The organism is Maribellus sediminis (assembly GCF_011799805.1).
GTDB classification, from domain to species: domain Bacteria; phylum Bacteroidota; class Bacteroidia; order Bacteroidales; family Prolixibacteraceae; genus Draconibacterium; species Draconibacterium sediminis_A.
Genome location: NZ_WXUB01000005.1, coordinates 369,636 through 384,571, shown reverse-complemented (window position 1 = coordinate 384,571; position 14,936 = coordinate 369,636). Strand labels below are relative to the sequence as shown.

The window sequence follows — 14,936 nt, the reverse complement described above, 5'->3', positions numbered from 1 at the left end:
TACTGTAAACGATTCAGTTTATACTGCTACAGGTGTTTACACACAAATGCTGAAAAATGCTGCAGGTTGTGACTCAACGCTGACTGTTGATGTTACCATTCTGGAACCAACTACTGAAACCATTTATGTTGACGGTTGCGAAACTGTTACCGTGAACGATTCAGTTTATACTGCTACAGGTGTTTACACACAAATGCTGAAAAACGCTGCAGGTTGTGACTCAACTCTTACTGTTGATGTTACCATCCTCGAGCCGACTGAAGAAACTATTGAAAGAATAGTATGCGACCAGTTAACCTTAAATGGCATCACATATACTGAAAGCGGAGTTTACACACAAACTTTAACTAATTCCGAAGGATGTGACAGCATTTTGACAATTAATTTAACCGTTAATGAAAGTGCTGAACAAACTTTGACCAGAACTGCCTGCGGATCATACGAACTGAACGGTCGGGTATACAGGCAAAGCGGACGTTATGTCCAAGGCCTGACAACAAGTAACGGTTGCGGTCTGACAATTACATTGAACCTCACAATTCTGGAAAGTACAGAAGAAAACATCGATGTTAGCGATTGTAACTCTGTAACTGTAAATAATGAAGTTTACACAGAATCGGGTACATATACTCAGAATTTGGAAAATGCTGCAGGTTGCGACAGTACGCTTACCATCAATGTTACTATTCTGGAGCCGACAGCTGAAACCATTGAAGTTGAAGGATGTGGTTCGGTTACTGTTAACGATTCCGTTTATACAATTTCAGGAACTTACACTCAGAACCTGACTAACGCAGCCGGATGCGACAGTACACTGACAATTATAGCAACCGTTCTTGAAAGCTCTGAGGAAACTATCGAAATTTCTGATTGTGATGTAGTAACTGTAAACGATGTTGAATACACCACTTCAGGAACATATACACAGACGCTTACAAATGCTGCCGGTTGCGATAGCACTTTAACCATCATCGCAACTGTTCTTGAAAGTTCTCAAGAAACCATTATTGCAAGTACATGTTCTGCATTTACCATCAATGATGAAACATATACTGAAACAGGTATTTATAGGCAGACTCTGACCAATTCAGTTGGTTGCGACAGTATTCTTACCATCAACTTAACTGTTGGCGACGACAGTGCACCGATCGCCGTTAGCAAGGACACCATCATCGCTCTTGATGCCAATGGTACTGCAACAATCACTGTTGAGGACATTAATAACGGTTCAACCGACAACTGTTCGATTGATACCATGTTTATCGACAAAACTGATTTCACTTGTGCCAACGTAGGTACAAACGAAGTTATCCTTACCGTTATCGATGCAAACGGAAATGTAGCAACCGATACTGCTATTGTTACAGTAGAAGCCGGCGATGCAGACTGCGGACAAGTTAGAGTACTGGCTGAACCCGACGTTCTTACCCTGGTTGTTTGTCCGGGTGGAATTGTTAACGGAGAGTTCAACCTGCTGGCTAACGACGAAGGTATTGGTGCTTCAGGAGTAACACTTACAGCTGATAACCTTCCAGAAAATGTTCAGGTAAGTTTAACCGATGGTCAGGTACTTTATGCCAACGAAGAATTATCAGAAGCGGTAATCCAGTTTACCTATACCATCTGTAGCAACACCGACGGAGAAAATTGTTCATCTGCCGAAGCAACAATCTATGTTCAACTTGACTCAGATTGCGACGGAGTTCCGGATGTAACTGATATTGACGATGACGATGACGGAATACTTGATGTAATTGAAGAGGAAAACGCATTGAATCAGTCAACTTTAGATTCAGATGGTGACGGTATTGTTGACCGTCTGGACATCGACTCCGACAACGACGGTATTGTTGACAACATTGAATGGCAGTCAACCATTGCAGAAGGGGGTACTGAAGACTACGTTCAACCAACAGGAAATGACACCAACGGTGATGGATGGGATGATGCTTACGACTCAGAAAACGGTGGTTATTCTTATTCTCCATGGGATACTGATCTTGATGGTACTCCTGACTACCTGGATACAGATACAGATGGCGACGGAATTGAAGACGCTGTTGAAGGATGGGATGCAATGCCACATGATACTATTGCTGATGTACAACCTACTGGAAATGACACTGATAAAGACGGTCTGGATGATGCTTATGATACATACAACACCACAACACAATGGTTGACCGGACTGAATGCAATCGGAAGCAATGCTCCGCTGCAGGATATGGCAGGCGACACCATAAATGGTGTTCGTGACTGGCGCGATGACTATGTTAAACCAGAAGATCCTGACACTACACGCCCGGTTCGTCCAATAGGTCTGGTGATTCCAGAAGGTTTCTCACCGAATACGGATAACAAAAATGATTATTTCGAAATTCAGCTGAATCCGGACGACACAAATAATACATTGTTCGGAGAAGAATATCCTGATGCACACTTGTACATTTACAACCGTTGGGGTAACCTGATCTTCGAAAAAGAACACTACGGAAACTATGCAATATGGGGAAGTAACAAGGCAGATGCATGGTGGGATGGCCGATCGGATAATTCACTCACCGTTGGTAGCGGTAAAGTGCCTCCGGCAACCTACATCTACATTCTGATACTGGACGGTAATACCGTTGAAAAAGGAACCTTGTTTATTAATTACTAATCCATTTAAAAACACAAGACGATGAAAGCTTTAAATAACAAAAAACAAATCGTGAGTTTGAAAAATTGTGTACAATGGATTATCGTATTCATGGTACTGGTTTCAACAAATGTATATGCGCAACAGGAACCAACCTACACGCAATACATGTTCAATACACAAACCATTAACCCGGCTTATGCCGGAACATGGAATGCCATGGGATTTATGTTACTGGCACGCGAACAATGGGTGGGTATCGATGGAGCTCCATCGACCCAGACCTTTTCGTTCCAGGATCTGCACAAAAACGGAAGAACAGGTTATGGTTTAAACCTGATCAACGATAAATACGGTAAGGAAAAACGTTTTTCGGTATTTGCTGATTACTCGCACATGGTGCAGCTGACCAACGACGTTAAACTTCGGATGGGATTAAAAGCCGGATTCTCGGCTTATTCGAACAACCTGAGCGATTACCAGGTACTTACACCTGACGACCCGTTTTTCCAGGGAGAAGTCGATTACAAATTCATGCCTAACTTTGGTATCGGATTGTTCATGTACGATGATAAATTTTATGCCGGTATTTCTATTCCTAAGATCGTGAACAACGAATTCAATAACAACTACAACAACTATTCGAGCCAGGCTGAATTGCGCCACTATTACGTTATGGGTGGATATGTTTTCGACCTGTCGGAAAAAGTAAAATTCAAACCTACAGCGCTGGCTAAAATGGTGAAAGGTGCTCCTGCTCAGCTCGACTTATCAGCCAATTTCCTGATTGCTGAAAAAGTATGGTTGGGTGGCATGTACAGAACCGGCGCTGCGTATGGATTCCTTGCTCAATGGGTAATCAATAACAAGCTACGGATTGGTTATTCGGTTGATTTTGCCTTCGGTGAAATTGGCGGTTACCAAAATGGGACACACGAAATCATGGTTTCATACGAAATAAGCAAAATCGCAGATGAAGTGATCCACAGATACTTCTGATAAAAATATTTGATGTTGTGTATTATTCGAACCCGAATTCCAATCTAGATTGATGGCTTTCGGGTTTCTTTTTTTTATGCTCCTCAACAAGAACATCGATTTCCATCAGGCAACGCCCGCAAGAAGTTCCGGCACGTGTATGATCCTGAATCTGCTGCGTGGTATCAGCACCTTTTTCGAGCACTTCCTCAATCTCGCTTTCTAACACCAGGTTACAAATACAAACCAGTTTTCTAGCCATTATTTTTCAGCATTTATAATGGTTACTACTATACTTCGTTCTTCGCGGGGGCCATCGAATTCGCACAAAAATATATTTTGCCAGGTTGAAAGTCCCAACTTTCCCTCAACAATCGGGATCGTTTCACCGGGGCCAACAATACCGGCTTTTAAATGCGAATCGCCGTTGTTATCCTGGGCATCGTGTTCCCAAACTCCTGCCGGGATCAGTTTGCGAAACAGGGTAACGACATCATTCTGCACCGAATCGTCCCAGTTTTCTTGGATCATTATTCCTGCAGTGGCTCCCTGAACATAAACATTCACAAGACCGGTGCTCACATTCGAACGACGAACAATATCTCGTACCTGCTCGCTTACGTCTACTAAAGTGTTGCTTTTATTTGTGGCTACTTTTAGAATTTCCTGCATTAACTCAGTACTTTGTTCTCTGAATAAACTTTTACAGTACGATAGATCTGGATAACCGTATCGTTTTTTGGCAAGGTTCCGTAGATCTTTTCGGTAAAACGCTTTTCCATAAGTAACTTAAAAGACGGTTTAAAGTTCAAGTCGAACACCCACGAAAGTTGCATTATTTTTATATCCATCTGATTTGCCACCAGCTCCTTATTCACCAGTTCACCTGCCAATACCTGTTTTGCGACCGCTTTTGTAACCGCTGTTCCGGCAGGCATTTCCCAGGTTAAAGTATGATTGGGTGTCGATCGGGGCTGGGTATAATAATCGGTGAGCACTTTCAGAATATCGAGTTTATCGGCATCGCGAAGCAATTTTGCCAGCTCTGCCCCACTTGCTGAAAGTTCGCGCGGAAGTTCGCGTTTATTATGGTACCGAATGGCTTCCAGAATTGCTGTTTGTTGTTCTTCAGTAAACGCGGCCAGGTATGCTTCTTCACTTAAAACCTTTACCGAGTATTCGGCATGGTCAACTGATTTTGAGTCGTGAAAAGTATCAAACTCTAACAACTGGCTAAAGCGGCCAATATCGTGAAACAATCCCGTACAATAAGCCAGCGACTGCTGTTCTTCTGTCCAACCGAGTTTTAGTGCCAGCGAAAAACACAGTTCTGCCACCCGTATCGAATGATCGTATTTTATGGCAAAATTGTCCTTTTGTTGCGCCGTCAGGCCTTTAAACGATTCGTAATAGACTGTGAAATCCGATTGTGCGCGGGTTACCCTTTCCTCCATCTTATCCTCTTAATATTGCGCAAATGTAGTTGAATATGCTTCAAGGCTTAATATCGGCGACCGAAAATTATCAACATCTTAACAAATACGATTTTTAATTTTCTACTGAAAGCCGGCCCCAATTGCGAAAAGGAATGAAATGGAAATAAAGTTCAGAGATTGTGGAATTTTGCTATTTTTGCAGCCGAATCCGGTCCCCTAGTTCAATGGATAGAATTTCAGATTCCGGTTCTGACGATATGGGTTCGAGTCCCGTGGGGATCACTAAGCAAACTCACAATGACCTAATAGACAGCTACTTATGGCTGTCTATTTTATTTCCGTAACAACAACTATAACAACGGGAATAATCTAAACACATAAAATAGACCTATGAATGCCATTAAAAGTACAACAAAGTAATTCAGCACAAAGCAATTTTTATCGTTCAAAACTTTTATTGTGGAGCTCCAAATAATCACTTTCTTTGTTGTAAGCAAAATAAATTAAGAACTTCCTTTATGTAAGACCACTGTACAAATTAATGATTACCGATAAAATAAATTTGAAAGTTAAGAGCAATAAAATATCTCCTCCTCCCCCAATTATCAAATACATGGGATCAAAAAGAGAGCTATTAAAGTTCGTTATAGATGGAATTAGATCTGTCCATAATGGAGAACTGATTTGCGATCTTTTTGCAGGCTCTGGAGTAATTGGTGCTACTCTTAAAGATGATGCTAGAATTTGGTCAAATGATATTCAAGAATATTCTGAAATACTTTCCAAAACATATCTCTCTCCAATAAACCAGAACAAATTTCAAGGAATCTTACAGCAAATAACATATATTGCCGAAGAGCACGTTAAGAGCATAAAAACCAACTTATCTTCATTTCGATTTATCTATAAATCTGGCATTACTCTATCTGAGTTTCAAGAACTGGAAAAAAGCCAGCAAGCACTAATTAATCATAATTTTGACGGACAAGATTTTCACCTATTTACCAAGTATTATTCCGGCACATATTGGTCATTTGAGCAGTGCGTTTGGATAGATGCATATAGAAAAGCTGCAGATTTTTACGCAAAGGAAACTATTTATCCTCTTATAATTTCTGCACTTATGCATGCGATGGCATACAATGCACAAAGCACAGGCCATTTTGCACAGTACAGAGATGCGAATAAGGCATCATCAATGATGGATATTTTGATATATCGAAGAAAAAATATTCAACCTTATTTTGAAAAAAAGTTCTCCGAGTTGTTAAACTACAGTAGTATTCACGATAAAGAACACGTATTCACATCTCTTGATTATATGGAATGCTTAGAGCAGATTCCAGATGGTTCTCTGGTCTATGCTGATCCTCCATATAATTTTGTCCATTACTCAAGATTTTACCATGCGTTTGAAACTCTGGTAAAATACGATTATCCTGAGATCGCTCACAAGGGGAGATATCGCAATGAAAGACATCAATCACCTTTTTGCCAAAGTGCTAATGTTGAAAATGCATTCAAAAACCTTTTCACGATTACATCACAGAAAAAACTCAAATTGGTTTTGAGTTATAGCAACACTGGAATGATTAATCTACAAAAGGTAAAAGAGATTGCTGAAAATTCAACAAATTATTATGATATCTACGAAAAAGAGAAGAATTACACTCACAGCACAATGGGTAGAGCCAAAGATAAAAGTAGAAACGTTAATGAAATTTTAGTTTTTGTTGTCCCAAAATAATCAATAAATGAATAATCTAAACACCGCTAAACTTAAAACTTCTTGGACAAGATACTCAATTGTCCATGCTGTTGAATTAATCGCTGATGGTGATTTATCTCAGGTAATCGCAGGCCAAGTCGATCAACCCGTAATTAAGGCACTTCTCGGCACAACTGATTTAGACAATATTCCTGAATATTGGCTGGAAGTTGTGAAGCACAGAGAAACCAGAAGTTATTTTGCTTTAATGGCTGCCCTATTAACTCATATAGATATTGTTGATGATTTTAAGCAATTCTATATGAAAAAGAATTTTAAAGGAGTATTTCTATACAATAAACCTGGTTCACTAAATAGGAAAGTCCAAACGAATATTAGAAGTGTTTTAATAGCAGGCAAAGCAGCTAAATCCAACCAAAGACTTTCAAAGGTTGTGGAATATGACATCTCACCACTCTATGCGGATGGCGACCTTGGAGCTTTGTTTAGAAACGTACTTGAAGATCGTTTAAAACTTATTGGCATCAGTGATGATGAGATAAATTCAAATTTATTCGAAAAATGCCAAGAGGTAGGATTTGATAAAGTTTTAGGATTAAATAAATCGCAATTCAATGAATGGATTGGAGGACAACCTATCTTAAACTTTAACACAGATCAGGACGAAGACTTTATAATTCCCAATCCTCCTTTAAAAGGTCTGGATCACATCTCGGAAATTTCGGCAAGAAGAATTAATTCGAAATATTCTGAATTCATTACCAAAGTAGACAAAAAGATAAGAAAAGAAGAATATCTCAACGAAGGATGGACATTGGCCAAGTCATTAAAAAGTTCTAATAAATACCAGAAGAAAAAACCACATAACGAAGCATTCGAGGACAAAGTTTGGGCAGTGTTTGCAAAGGCAGGCTTCACGTGGTTAAATTCCGATAGAAATTTTAAAATAACGCACAGCAAAAGTAGCTTAGTTCCACCCAAGCAAATTGATGTTATTGCAATCGATGAGGACACTGCCGTTATTATTGAGTGCAAAAGTGCACAGTCGAGAAAATCAAAGAGTTTTCAAAAAGACATTGCAGAAATCGGCCAAATGATGTCTGGAATCCAGAAAACTCTGAATGAATCTCTTGAAAAACAAATCCGAATTGCGTGGATATTCGCAACCAACAATTACGTTGTAAGTGACAATGATAAGGCACGTATGCAAGATATTGGCATCTTCCATATGAACCAAGATGAAATTGATTATTGGTGGGAAATAGCTAAAAACCTTGACCATGCCACAAAGTACCAAATGTTCGGAAAACTATATGAGCAGGAAAAGATCCCAGGAGATCCGACAAATATACCCGCAATTAAAGGAACCATGGGGGGACATACTTATTATTCCTTCTCGGTCAAACCTGAAACCTTGCTAAATATTGGTTTTGTTCTGCATAGAACCGACACTTCAGCAGAAGCTTTTGAAAGCTATCAAAGGATGATTAAAGGTTCACGAGTTAGGGATATCAGCAAGTATGTAAGTGAAAAACAAGGATTCTTTCCTAATTCTGTAATTATCAATTTCAAAACGTTAGACAATAATGGAAATTCGAAGGGATTAAATTTTAGTCCGCTCTCAAGCTCAATGGAACATGATGGATACACGGAACTTGGAATCTTAACCCTACCTAACTATTATAGGTCAGCATTTATTGTTGATGGACAACACAGGATATTTGGTTATGGTGGCATTAAAAACAGATACACGGACGAGCTTCCCGTAGTAGCATTTGAAGATCTACCTGCTGAAGATCAGACCAAAATTTTCATAGACATAAATAATACGCAAAAATCAGTCCCTCGAAATTTACTTAGAACAATGATGTCGGAATTTAATTGGGGTTCAGCAAGTCAAGACGAAGCGTTTGACGCATTAAAAACCAGACTAATCCACAAATTAGGAACAGATGATAATTCTCCATTATATAAGCGAATTATTTTAAGTGAAGAGTCCAAAAATACTTTAAGGTGCCTTACTCTTGAACAACTATTAAGCTGGGGTATAAATCCAACACTGTTTTTAGGATTAATACAAAAAAGAAAGCTGACCAAAACTGGGTATTTCTGGACTGGAGACTTCGAAGAAACTCTGGAAAAATGCTTTAAGTTTATCGTACTATCTCTTAATGTTTTAGAGTCAGAATGTTCAGAACAATGGGATAAAGGCAGTGGAGAAGGAGGATTTATTGCAATGAATGTCGGGATCTCATCCTTCTTAAGATTACTTGACGATTTATTGAAACACGAAGTTAACGACGGATTTGAAGTCCATAAGGAAAATGCTGAGGGAATCTTTAAACAGATAAAACCCTACATTGACTCTGTGGCCATTTTTCTCAATAGCCTTAATCCAAGCGAGCTAAAAAAACTCAGAGGTTATTATGGTACTGGCGCAGTGAAAAAAATACTTCCAGAATTTCAACATGCAGTACACAAAGATCATGAGGACTATGACCCTCCTGGCCTCCAACAATGGATTAAAGATACTTCTGGACAATTTAATAATCCCACAAAACTACTTGGTGATCAGATACAGTTGGGCATGAGAGAATATATATTTGCGGAACTAAAAAAACACTATGGATTAAAAAACTGGTGGATTGAAGGAGTTCACAAGGATATTCGGAAATACTGTAGCAATACTGCTATTGATCAAGGCAATAAAGAACCAGATGAAAATTATCTATTGACTATCCATTATCAAAAAATCATAATGGACAACACAGAGCTTTTCCTCAATGTCTTCACTCCTCCGGGATTAGAAAGCGTTAAAATTGCCAAAAGAATTGAATGGATAAATCGACTGAACACAGTGCGACAAAAATTTTCTCATCCAGAAAGAGAAAAGGTTACCGAAGCAGAATATAAAATGATTGCTGAAATAGGAGAATGGTTGCTTCCAAAACTCAACGTTGAATAATTCCAGCAGCGCACTGGTTAGATCTCAGGCTACCACTACAACTATCTAACATTTTTGCAAAATCACCATACTAAATGTTTAGCAGTAGTAATGCCATTGACATTAGTAGAAATATTAATATAGAATTATAGTAAATAGATTATATTAGCATACAGAAAATAAAAATATCAGATAGCGATGCTATTGTTTTAAAACTGAAAAATCGCCAATTCTTTCAAAGAGATAAAACAAGAGTATCACGCCAGTATTGGCGTGTCCTTGTGTTATTCTCTTTGGGTGTTTGGCGATACCTTCAGTTTGTAGCATGGGTTCACGCCATCTTTTTTTTAATCTGCTTATTGGAACCCTAAGCAACCATTGTAAAAACCAAATGAAACTTTCAACCTTGTTATTAATGATTACAATTCTTTTTGCAGGCTGTGGATTACAAACAAAAAAACAAGAACAATTAAGACAACAACAATTTCAGGATTCAATTCAATTAGCCACTAAGCAAGCTGAGGAATCCAGACTGATAGCAGAACAAGCCAAAAGGGATAGTATAAACAGAGTTGAGGAAAAAATAGCAATCGCAAATATTAATTTTGAAATCTCCAAAAAGGAGTTTAACACCCAAAAATCTCAATATTTGAAAAGATTAGACTCAAGTCCGTACCCTTCTTACCACATCGGGCAATATGGTTTTTCCGACATTTATGGAAGTTTTTACGACAACAAACTTTATTATGTTTCTTTATGGGGCAACGACATTAAATATGATGATTACGATAGCAGAATGCAACAGCAGTACAATTCATTAATGTCAGTCCTTAAAGAAAAATATGGAGAGCCTAAAAGCGAGAAAGGTCTGCCAAAATGGAATGAGTTAAACAAAGGAGACATAGCATCATGTTCAAGTTGGGAATTAGGGAACAAGGATATAGATGTAATTGTAAGATGCAACGGAGTTGAATATAATCTATTACTGAATATTAACCGTACTGATATTGCAGAACAAGAATACCAAGCCCGAAAAAAACAAGAAGCAGAATCAAGTAAAACAGGAGCAGATCTACTTTAACCGTAATGGTTACAAAAAAGCACGCAAGACATCAAATATTCTATGCTTCCGCCACACGCTATTTTTAGCCGTTTAAACGCTTATTATTGCACTAAACAAGGAAATCTATTTAAAAATTATTTTAACGGTAGAGATCGGCAAAAATGGCAATTAACGGGTAGGCATTCAATTTAAACTTAAAAAGTACCTTATTTCAAACTCCCGTATTCCAGTTTCTTCAATTATCTTGCTAACCGTCCACCCACGCTTATACATTTCAAGTACTGCAGTCTGTTTGTGGTAAAAACTATCTGACCGAGCCAGTTCAACTAATTCTTCCGTCTTCATATTTATGTAATTTTTGATTTATGAGTTTAATTATCAGTAATTTATAAGATTCGTGGATTCATATTAGTTAGTATACTCCCCCTCCCTCCCTATCCCTTCTTTACTTTTAACTTAGGTGTGATACTCAGAAAGTCAGAAAAAACTTCGTTTACAATTTTTTTTGCACCTTCAACATTATCGGTCAGAAGAATAGAATCATGCTTCGTAAGAAAAACTCCAATTTCCGAATCAATCCGCTTGCCGATAATTTCAAGCATTAGGTATGATTCAATTCTTTGAAGGAAAATCGCAAGACTCTTGTAGTGACATTTCTTTAGCTGAGTTAGGACAGAGCAAACGGTTGGGAAATTATTATAGAAGATTTCATTCACACTTTTCTTTTCATGTTGTTTTGGAGTGTAAATCGCACCGAAAAGAAATCTAAATACATGCGACTTAGCCGAATCTCTATCAAGAACCAGGTTGTATTTCACAGCCTCATCTTGAACAAACTCGTAAATATGTCCTGACGTTACAAGTGAAAGATAACGCATAACATCCTCGCTAACATTCACTTGCAGAGACTGTAGAATCATTGCAAATTCTTCATCTGCGAGAAAAGAAAATTTTGATGGATTTGTAAATAAGATGGAACTTAGAAACGGTTGTGAATTTTTAATATCAACCTCTGAAAGTTCTTTACCATCTATTCGCAAGAATGGAACCAATGCACTTGGCAAATTCGTGACGTTTGAATGAAATCTCTGTGATGTTTTGTCGACATTGTACCTGATTGCTCCGTTTTTGATACCTACTGCCACACTCAAAGCATAGTTATATTTTTGATTTTCTCCATCTGGATACAACCTTTCAATTTCATCGAAAACCGCATCCTCTATTTTTAGTTTCCGTAAATTCTTAATCTGTTCCGACCTACCTCTCGTCGAAGATTTCAGTTTTTGCCTACTGGATTGATGGACTTTCTCAATTCGTCTTAACAACTTCATATTGCTAAGTTCAATTCGTTTGTACTTACCATTGAAGTTTTCAGAGAACTTATAACTAAAGCTTCTATCTCCAACCAAATAGCGACCAGTGCGAATTATTATACCAAGGTCAATCAGTTCATACAAATAGAGATGACCTTGGGGCACTAAATCTTTAAGGTATTTTATTTGCAGTTGACCTGATTCATCACCATTTTCTTCTTTTCTGATTTTTGAGGCAACTAATGAAATAACTTCAAAAAGATACTCCCGTTTATAACCTTTTATTTTCGGCTTGACATGATTTTCAATCTCTTGAATGTCTTCGAAAATTCGCCAAGGAATCAGTTGAGAATACTTATATTTTTCGTTGCCCACGCTCATGTTGTACAGAATGTTGTTACCACTCTTTGCATAACACCTATGCTCCAAGTACTTAACACACACTTTATTAGTTCTGCAAGGATTAGAACCCTATTAAACAGGCTTCATAGCCTGTTCAATTTCGGAGCGTTTGAAATAAACTTTTCTGTCAATCGCATAGGCTTTAATTCTGCCTTCGCGCCTCCATTGATCAATGGTAGGTAGTGTTACTCCGAGTTTAGCGGCCAACTCTTTTCGTGGAATGAACTCCTCTGCTTCTTTAGGAGTTTTTAAACTTGACTGAACTGCTTTACTAATTCTTTCTTCGAGTTCATCAATTGTAATTTGAACGATAGTTACTGCTTGCATATTCGTAATTTTTGTAGTTTCTGCAAGCAAGTTTAGCCCACTTTGATAAGTGTCCTTTTGAATGTCCGGGACAAAAAAAAGACAAAAAAAACCGGCTAAATAAAGTTGCCGGCTTGTTTAATCTTTTCTTGAATTTTCATTCGATCAGGTTCTGGAATTTTTGGGAGAATTAATTCCTTAACTTCTTCCGCCAATCCAATATCGTCTATCTCGTTTACCCTTTCCGCAAAATATTTAACTCGCCTTATGGTAAAATCAATATTGTATTTCTGCAGCACGAATTCACAATATTTCTCAACTGAACTAAAATCATTAAGACTTACCAAACCAGAAGCGTTACATAGTTCGCAGAACAGCTTTACATGACGAAGTTCTATCTTAGCTCCCTTTCTTCCGAACGATTCTACAAGTTGCTCAAATATATCTTGACGAGTTTCTTGTAGATATCGTAATACATCTACCCCAGAGGGGCTATAAAGTTGAACTACTCCATTTGCCGTCCAGTAAGTTGTCTTAAGCTCATTAAACAGATTAATGGCTTCCTGATTTGTAAAACCATCTTTCTTTGCTAAATTCTTTAATTCGACAATCTTTGCTCCCGCAAGAAATGGATAATCAATTCCGTACTTTTCGATTATCTCAACAAACTGCTCAGGAGTAGGTTGGTAAGCTTTCTGAAATCCTAATTCAACCTCATAGAATCCATCAGAAATTGCGAAGTCATATTGGAGTTGCATGAAAAAATTGTTGGCTTTCGCTATAAATCCCATACTACATAGCTCTTTTAACATTCATAACAGGTTCCTTTTTCCGCTTCTGCTCAATCTGCTTCATATAGTCAAATGTTCTTCCGATATGTGAACGAGGTGGAAGCCCGATATATTCTCTGAATTGAGTTTCTGTCTTGTGACCTGTAATCGCCATTATTAACTCCGTAGGCATCTCCGTTTCATAGTAATTGGATGCAAATGATCTCCTACATATGTGAGAAGTAACTAACTCATGTTTTTCAAACCTTCCCGACACTTTTCGATATATCGGATTTTTTTCGGTACCCACATTATCGAGCTTAGTTCCTTCAACCTTTTCTTTAATTCCAGTAAGTTCAACTACTTTTTTGATATATGTATTAAACTTCTGTGCCGAAATACATCGGGGAAAGCCCGAATGCTTATCAATAATCCTTTGAACTGTATCTGAAATAGGGATAGAAACAAGTTCCCCTGTTTTCTTCTGCTGTAGCTCGATCACATCGATTCCACCAACTTGTTTGATACTATCCGCAGTAAGGTCAAGCAAGTCACTTACTCGTTGTCCGATATTACAGCCAATTAACAGCCAATCACGAGCATTGTCTAAATAGTCTTGCTTCAATTCCTTTGCTTCGATTTTATCCAGTTCTTTAAAGCTCAAATAAACGAATTTGGTTTCTTCGCGAATTACTGAAACATGTTTTAAAGTTGGATTAACTTCGAAACCGGATAGGGCTGCCTCATTGCAAACAGCTTTAACAACTTTAAGCATATTTCCGATAGTGCTTTTTGATAATCTCTGCTCCTTTTCTAAATATGCAATAAATCTCTCTCCCCATACTTTTCCAACATCTTTGATGTGGGTTTTTTGCTTTATGTGATTGTCAAAAATTAGAACCTTGTTTTTTGCAGTAGCATAGTGTCTTTTTCTACCTGTTGAAACCGCTTTCCCATTTCGGCCCTTTCTATTCCCCGCTTTTTCAATAAACAAGTCAAAATAGTTCGTCAAAACAGTTTCATCTGTAGCCTTCTTTCTTCCTGTGATTTCAGCAATGTTATCGGCTAACCACTTAGCGTCAGGATTAACTTCGTTAAGCAACCGCTTATTAAGTAATGTTTTTAAAGTATCCACGTTGTTTTTAAGTTCGCGTTTTGTCTTATCACGACCTGCTGAAATAGTCTGCGAGCTTTTAATCCAGTCGTTAGAATCTTCGACCTTATAACCAGTACTTTTTCTAAAGTTCGCTTCTCGTCCGACCGTTAAACGTGCTACAATGGAGTTACCCGAAAGCATTAACCGAATGGTTGCCATGTTTTAAGTTTTAATTTACACGACTAAGATAGACATTGTAAC

12 protein-coding genes and 1 tRNA gene are annotated in these 14,936 nt (G+C 38.1%); 6 read left to right on the top strand and 7 right to left on the bottom strand.

Features of this window, described 5'->3' with window-relative positions; genetic code table 11:
• Nucleotides 1-2,659, top strand: a 2,659-nt coding sequence (locus tag HFD85_RS19125) for a T9SS type B sorting domain-containing protein (protein ID WP_167613483.1), incomplete at its 5' end; no start/stop codon positions are given.
• Between the two features lie 21 nt (nucleotides 2,660-2,680).
• A complete protein-coding gene (locus HFD85_RS19120) occupies nucleotides 2,681-3,637 on the top strand; it encodes a PorP/SprF family type IX secretion system membrane protein (RefSeq protein ID WP_167613481.1) in 957 nt (318 codons plus the stop codon).
• 22 nt (nucleotides 3,638-3,659) lie between these two features.
• Here the strand turns inward: HFD85_RS19120 and HFD85_RS19115 are convergent, their stop codons facing one another.
• The 3 genes from HFD85_RS19115 to HFD85_RS19105 are packed head-to-tail and all read right to left on the bottom strand — an operon-like array spanning nucleotide 3,660 to nucleotide 5,070.
• Nucleotides 3,660-3,878: a (2Fe-2S)-binding protein gene (locus HFD85_RS19115; protein WP_167613479.1), complete on the bottom strand. Its 219-nt coding sequence runs from the start codon at nucleotides 3,876-3,878 to the stop codon at nucleotides 3,660-3,662.
• On the bottom strand, nucleotides 3,878-4,288 hold the full coding sequence (locus tag HFD85_RS19110; RefSeq protein ID WP_167613477.1) for a secondary thiamine-phosphate synthase enzyme YjbQ: 411 nt from the start codon (nucleotides 4,286-4,288) through the stop codon (nucleotides 3,878-3,880). The genes HFD85_RS19115 and HFD85_RS19110 overlap by 1 nt, the downstream gene beginning before the upstream one ends.
• Nucleotides 4,288-5,070 (bottom strand): HD domain-containing protein, encoded by a 783-nt coding sequence (locus tag HFD85_RS19105; RefSeq protein WP_167613475.1) that lies wholly within the window; start codon nucleotides 5,068-5,070, stop codon nucleotides 4,288-4,290. Before HFD85_RS19105 ends, HFD85_RS19110 begins: the two co-directional genes overlap by 1 nt.
• A 192-nt stretch (nucleotides 5,071-5,262) precedes the next feature.
• Between HFD85_RS19105 and HFD85_RS19100 the strand changes: the two genes are divergently transcribed.
• The 4 genes from HFD85_RS19100 (at nucleotide 5,263) to HFD85_RS19085 (ending at nucleotide 10,806) form a co-directional block, all read left to right on the top strand.
• Nucleotides 5,263-5,334 (top strand) — tRNA-Arg (locus HFD85_RS19100).
• Between the two features lie 259 nt (nucleotides 5,335-5,593).
• Nucleotides 5,594-6,799 (top strand): DNA adenine methylase, encoded by a 1,206-nt coding sequence (locus tag HFD85_RS19095; RefSeq protein WP_167613473.1) that lies wholly within the window; start codon nucleotides 5,594-5,596, stop codon nucleotides 6,797-6,799.
• Nucleotides 6,800-6,806: 7 nt separating this feature from the next.
• Nucleotides 6,807-9,746, top strand: coding sequence for a DGQHR domain-containing protein (locus tag HFD85_RS19090; RefSeq protein ID WP_167613471.1), 2,940 nt, complete (start codon nucleotides 6,807-6,809; stop codon nucleotides 9,744-9,746).
• A 370-nt stretch (nucleotides 9,747-10,116) separates the two neighbouring features.
• The gene (locus tag HFD85_RS19085) at nucleotides 10,117-10,806 is read left to right on the top strand and encodes a hypothetical protein (protein WP_167613469.1); all 690 of its coding nucleotides are present in this window, start codon (nucleotides 10,117-10,119) and stop codon (nucleotides 10,804-10,806) included.
• A gap of 416 nt (nucleotides 10,807-11,222) precedes the next feature.
• Here the strand turns inward: HFD85_RS19085 and HFD85_RS19080 are convergent, their stop codons facing one another.
• From HFD85_RS19080 to HFD85_RS19065, 4 genes are all read right to left on the bottom strand, one after another.
• Nucleotides 11,223-12,476: a hypothetical protein gene (locus tag HFD85_RS19080; protein WP_167613467.1), complete on the bottom strand. Its 1,254-nt coding sequence runs from the start codon at nucleotides 12,474-12,476 to the stop codon at nucleotides 11,223-11,225.
• A 99-nt stretch (nucleotides 12,477-12,575) separates the two neighbouring features.
• Nucleotides 12,576-12,830: a helix-turn-helix domain-containing protein gene (locus HFD85_RS19075; RefSeq protein WP_167613465.1), complete on the bottom strand. Its 255-nt coding sequence runs from the start codon at nucleotides 12,828-12,830 to the stop codon at nucleotides 12,576-12,578.
• Between the two features lie 95 nt (nucleotides 12,831-12,925).
• A complete protein-coding gene (locus HFD85_RS19070) occupies nucleotides 12,926-13,600 on the bottom strand; it encodes a hypothetical protein (RefSeq protein ID WP_167613463.1) in 675 nt (224 codons plus the stop codon).
• A gap of 1 nt (nucleotide 13,601) precedes the next feature.
• Nucleotides 13,602-14,894 carry a site-specific integrase gene (locus HFD85_RS19065; protein ID WP_167613461.1) on the bottom strand — a complete coding sequence of 431 codons (1,293 nt, stop codon included), beginning with the start codon at nucleotides 14,892-14,894 and terminating at the stop codon, nucleotides 13,602-13,604.
• Nucleotides 14,895-14,936: the final 42 nt, after the last annotated feature.

Coding starts and splice junctions, on each gene's coding strand:
- HFD85_RS19105 (WP_167613475.1), bottom strand. CDS start 5,070: ATGGAGGAAAGGGTAACCCGCGCACAATCGGATTTCACAGTCTATTAC.
- HFD85_RS19075 (WP_167613465.1), bottom strand. CDS start 12,830: ATGCAAGCAGTAACTATCGTTCAAATTACAATTGATGAACTCGAAGAA.
- HFD85_RS19070 (WP_167613463.1), bottom strand. CDS start 13,600: ATGGGATTTATAGCGAAAGCCAACAATTTTTTCATGCAACTCCAATAT.
- HFD85_RS19085 (WP_167613469.1), top strand. CDS start 10,117: ATGAAACTTTCAACCTTGTTATTAATGATTACAATTCTTTTTGCAGGC.
- HFD85_RS19095 (WP_167613473.1), top strand. CDS start 5,594: ATGATTACCGATAAAATAAATTTGAAAGTTAAGAGCAATAAAATATCT.
- HFD85_RS19090 (WP_167613471.1), top strand. CDS start 6,807: ATGAATAATCTAAACACCGCTAAACTTAAAACTTCTTGGACAAGATAC.
- HFD85_RS19120 (WP_167613481.1), top strand. CDS start 2,681: ATGAAAGCTTTAAATAACAAAAAACAAATCGTGAGTTTGAAAAATTGT.
- HFD85_RS19110 (WP_167613477.1), bottom strand. CDS start 4,288: ATGCAGGAAATTCTAAAAGTAGCCACAAATAAAAGCAACACTTTAGTA.
- HFD85_RS19065 (WP_167613461.1), bottom strand. CDS start 14,894: ATGGCAACCATTCGGTTAATGCTTTCGGGTAACTCCATTGTAGCACGT.
- HFD85_RS19115 (WP_167613479.1), bottom strand. CDS start 3,878: ATGGCTAGAAAACTGGTTTGTATTTGTAACCTGGTGTTAGAAAGCGAG.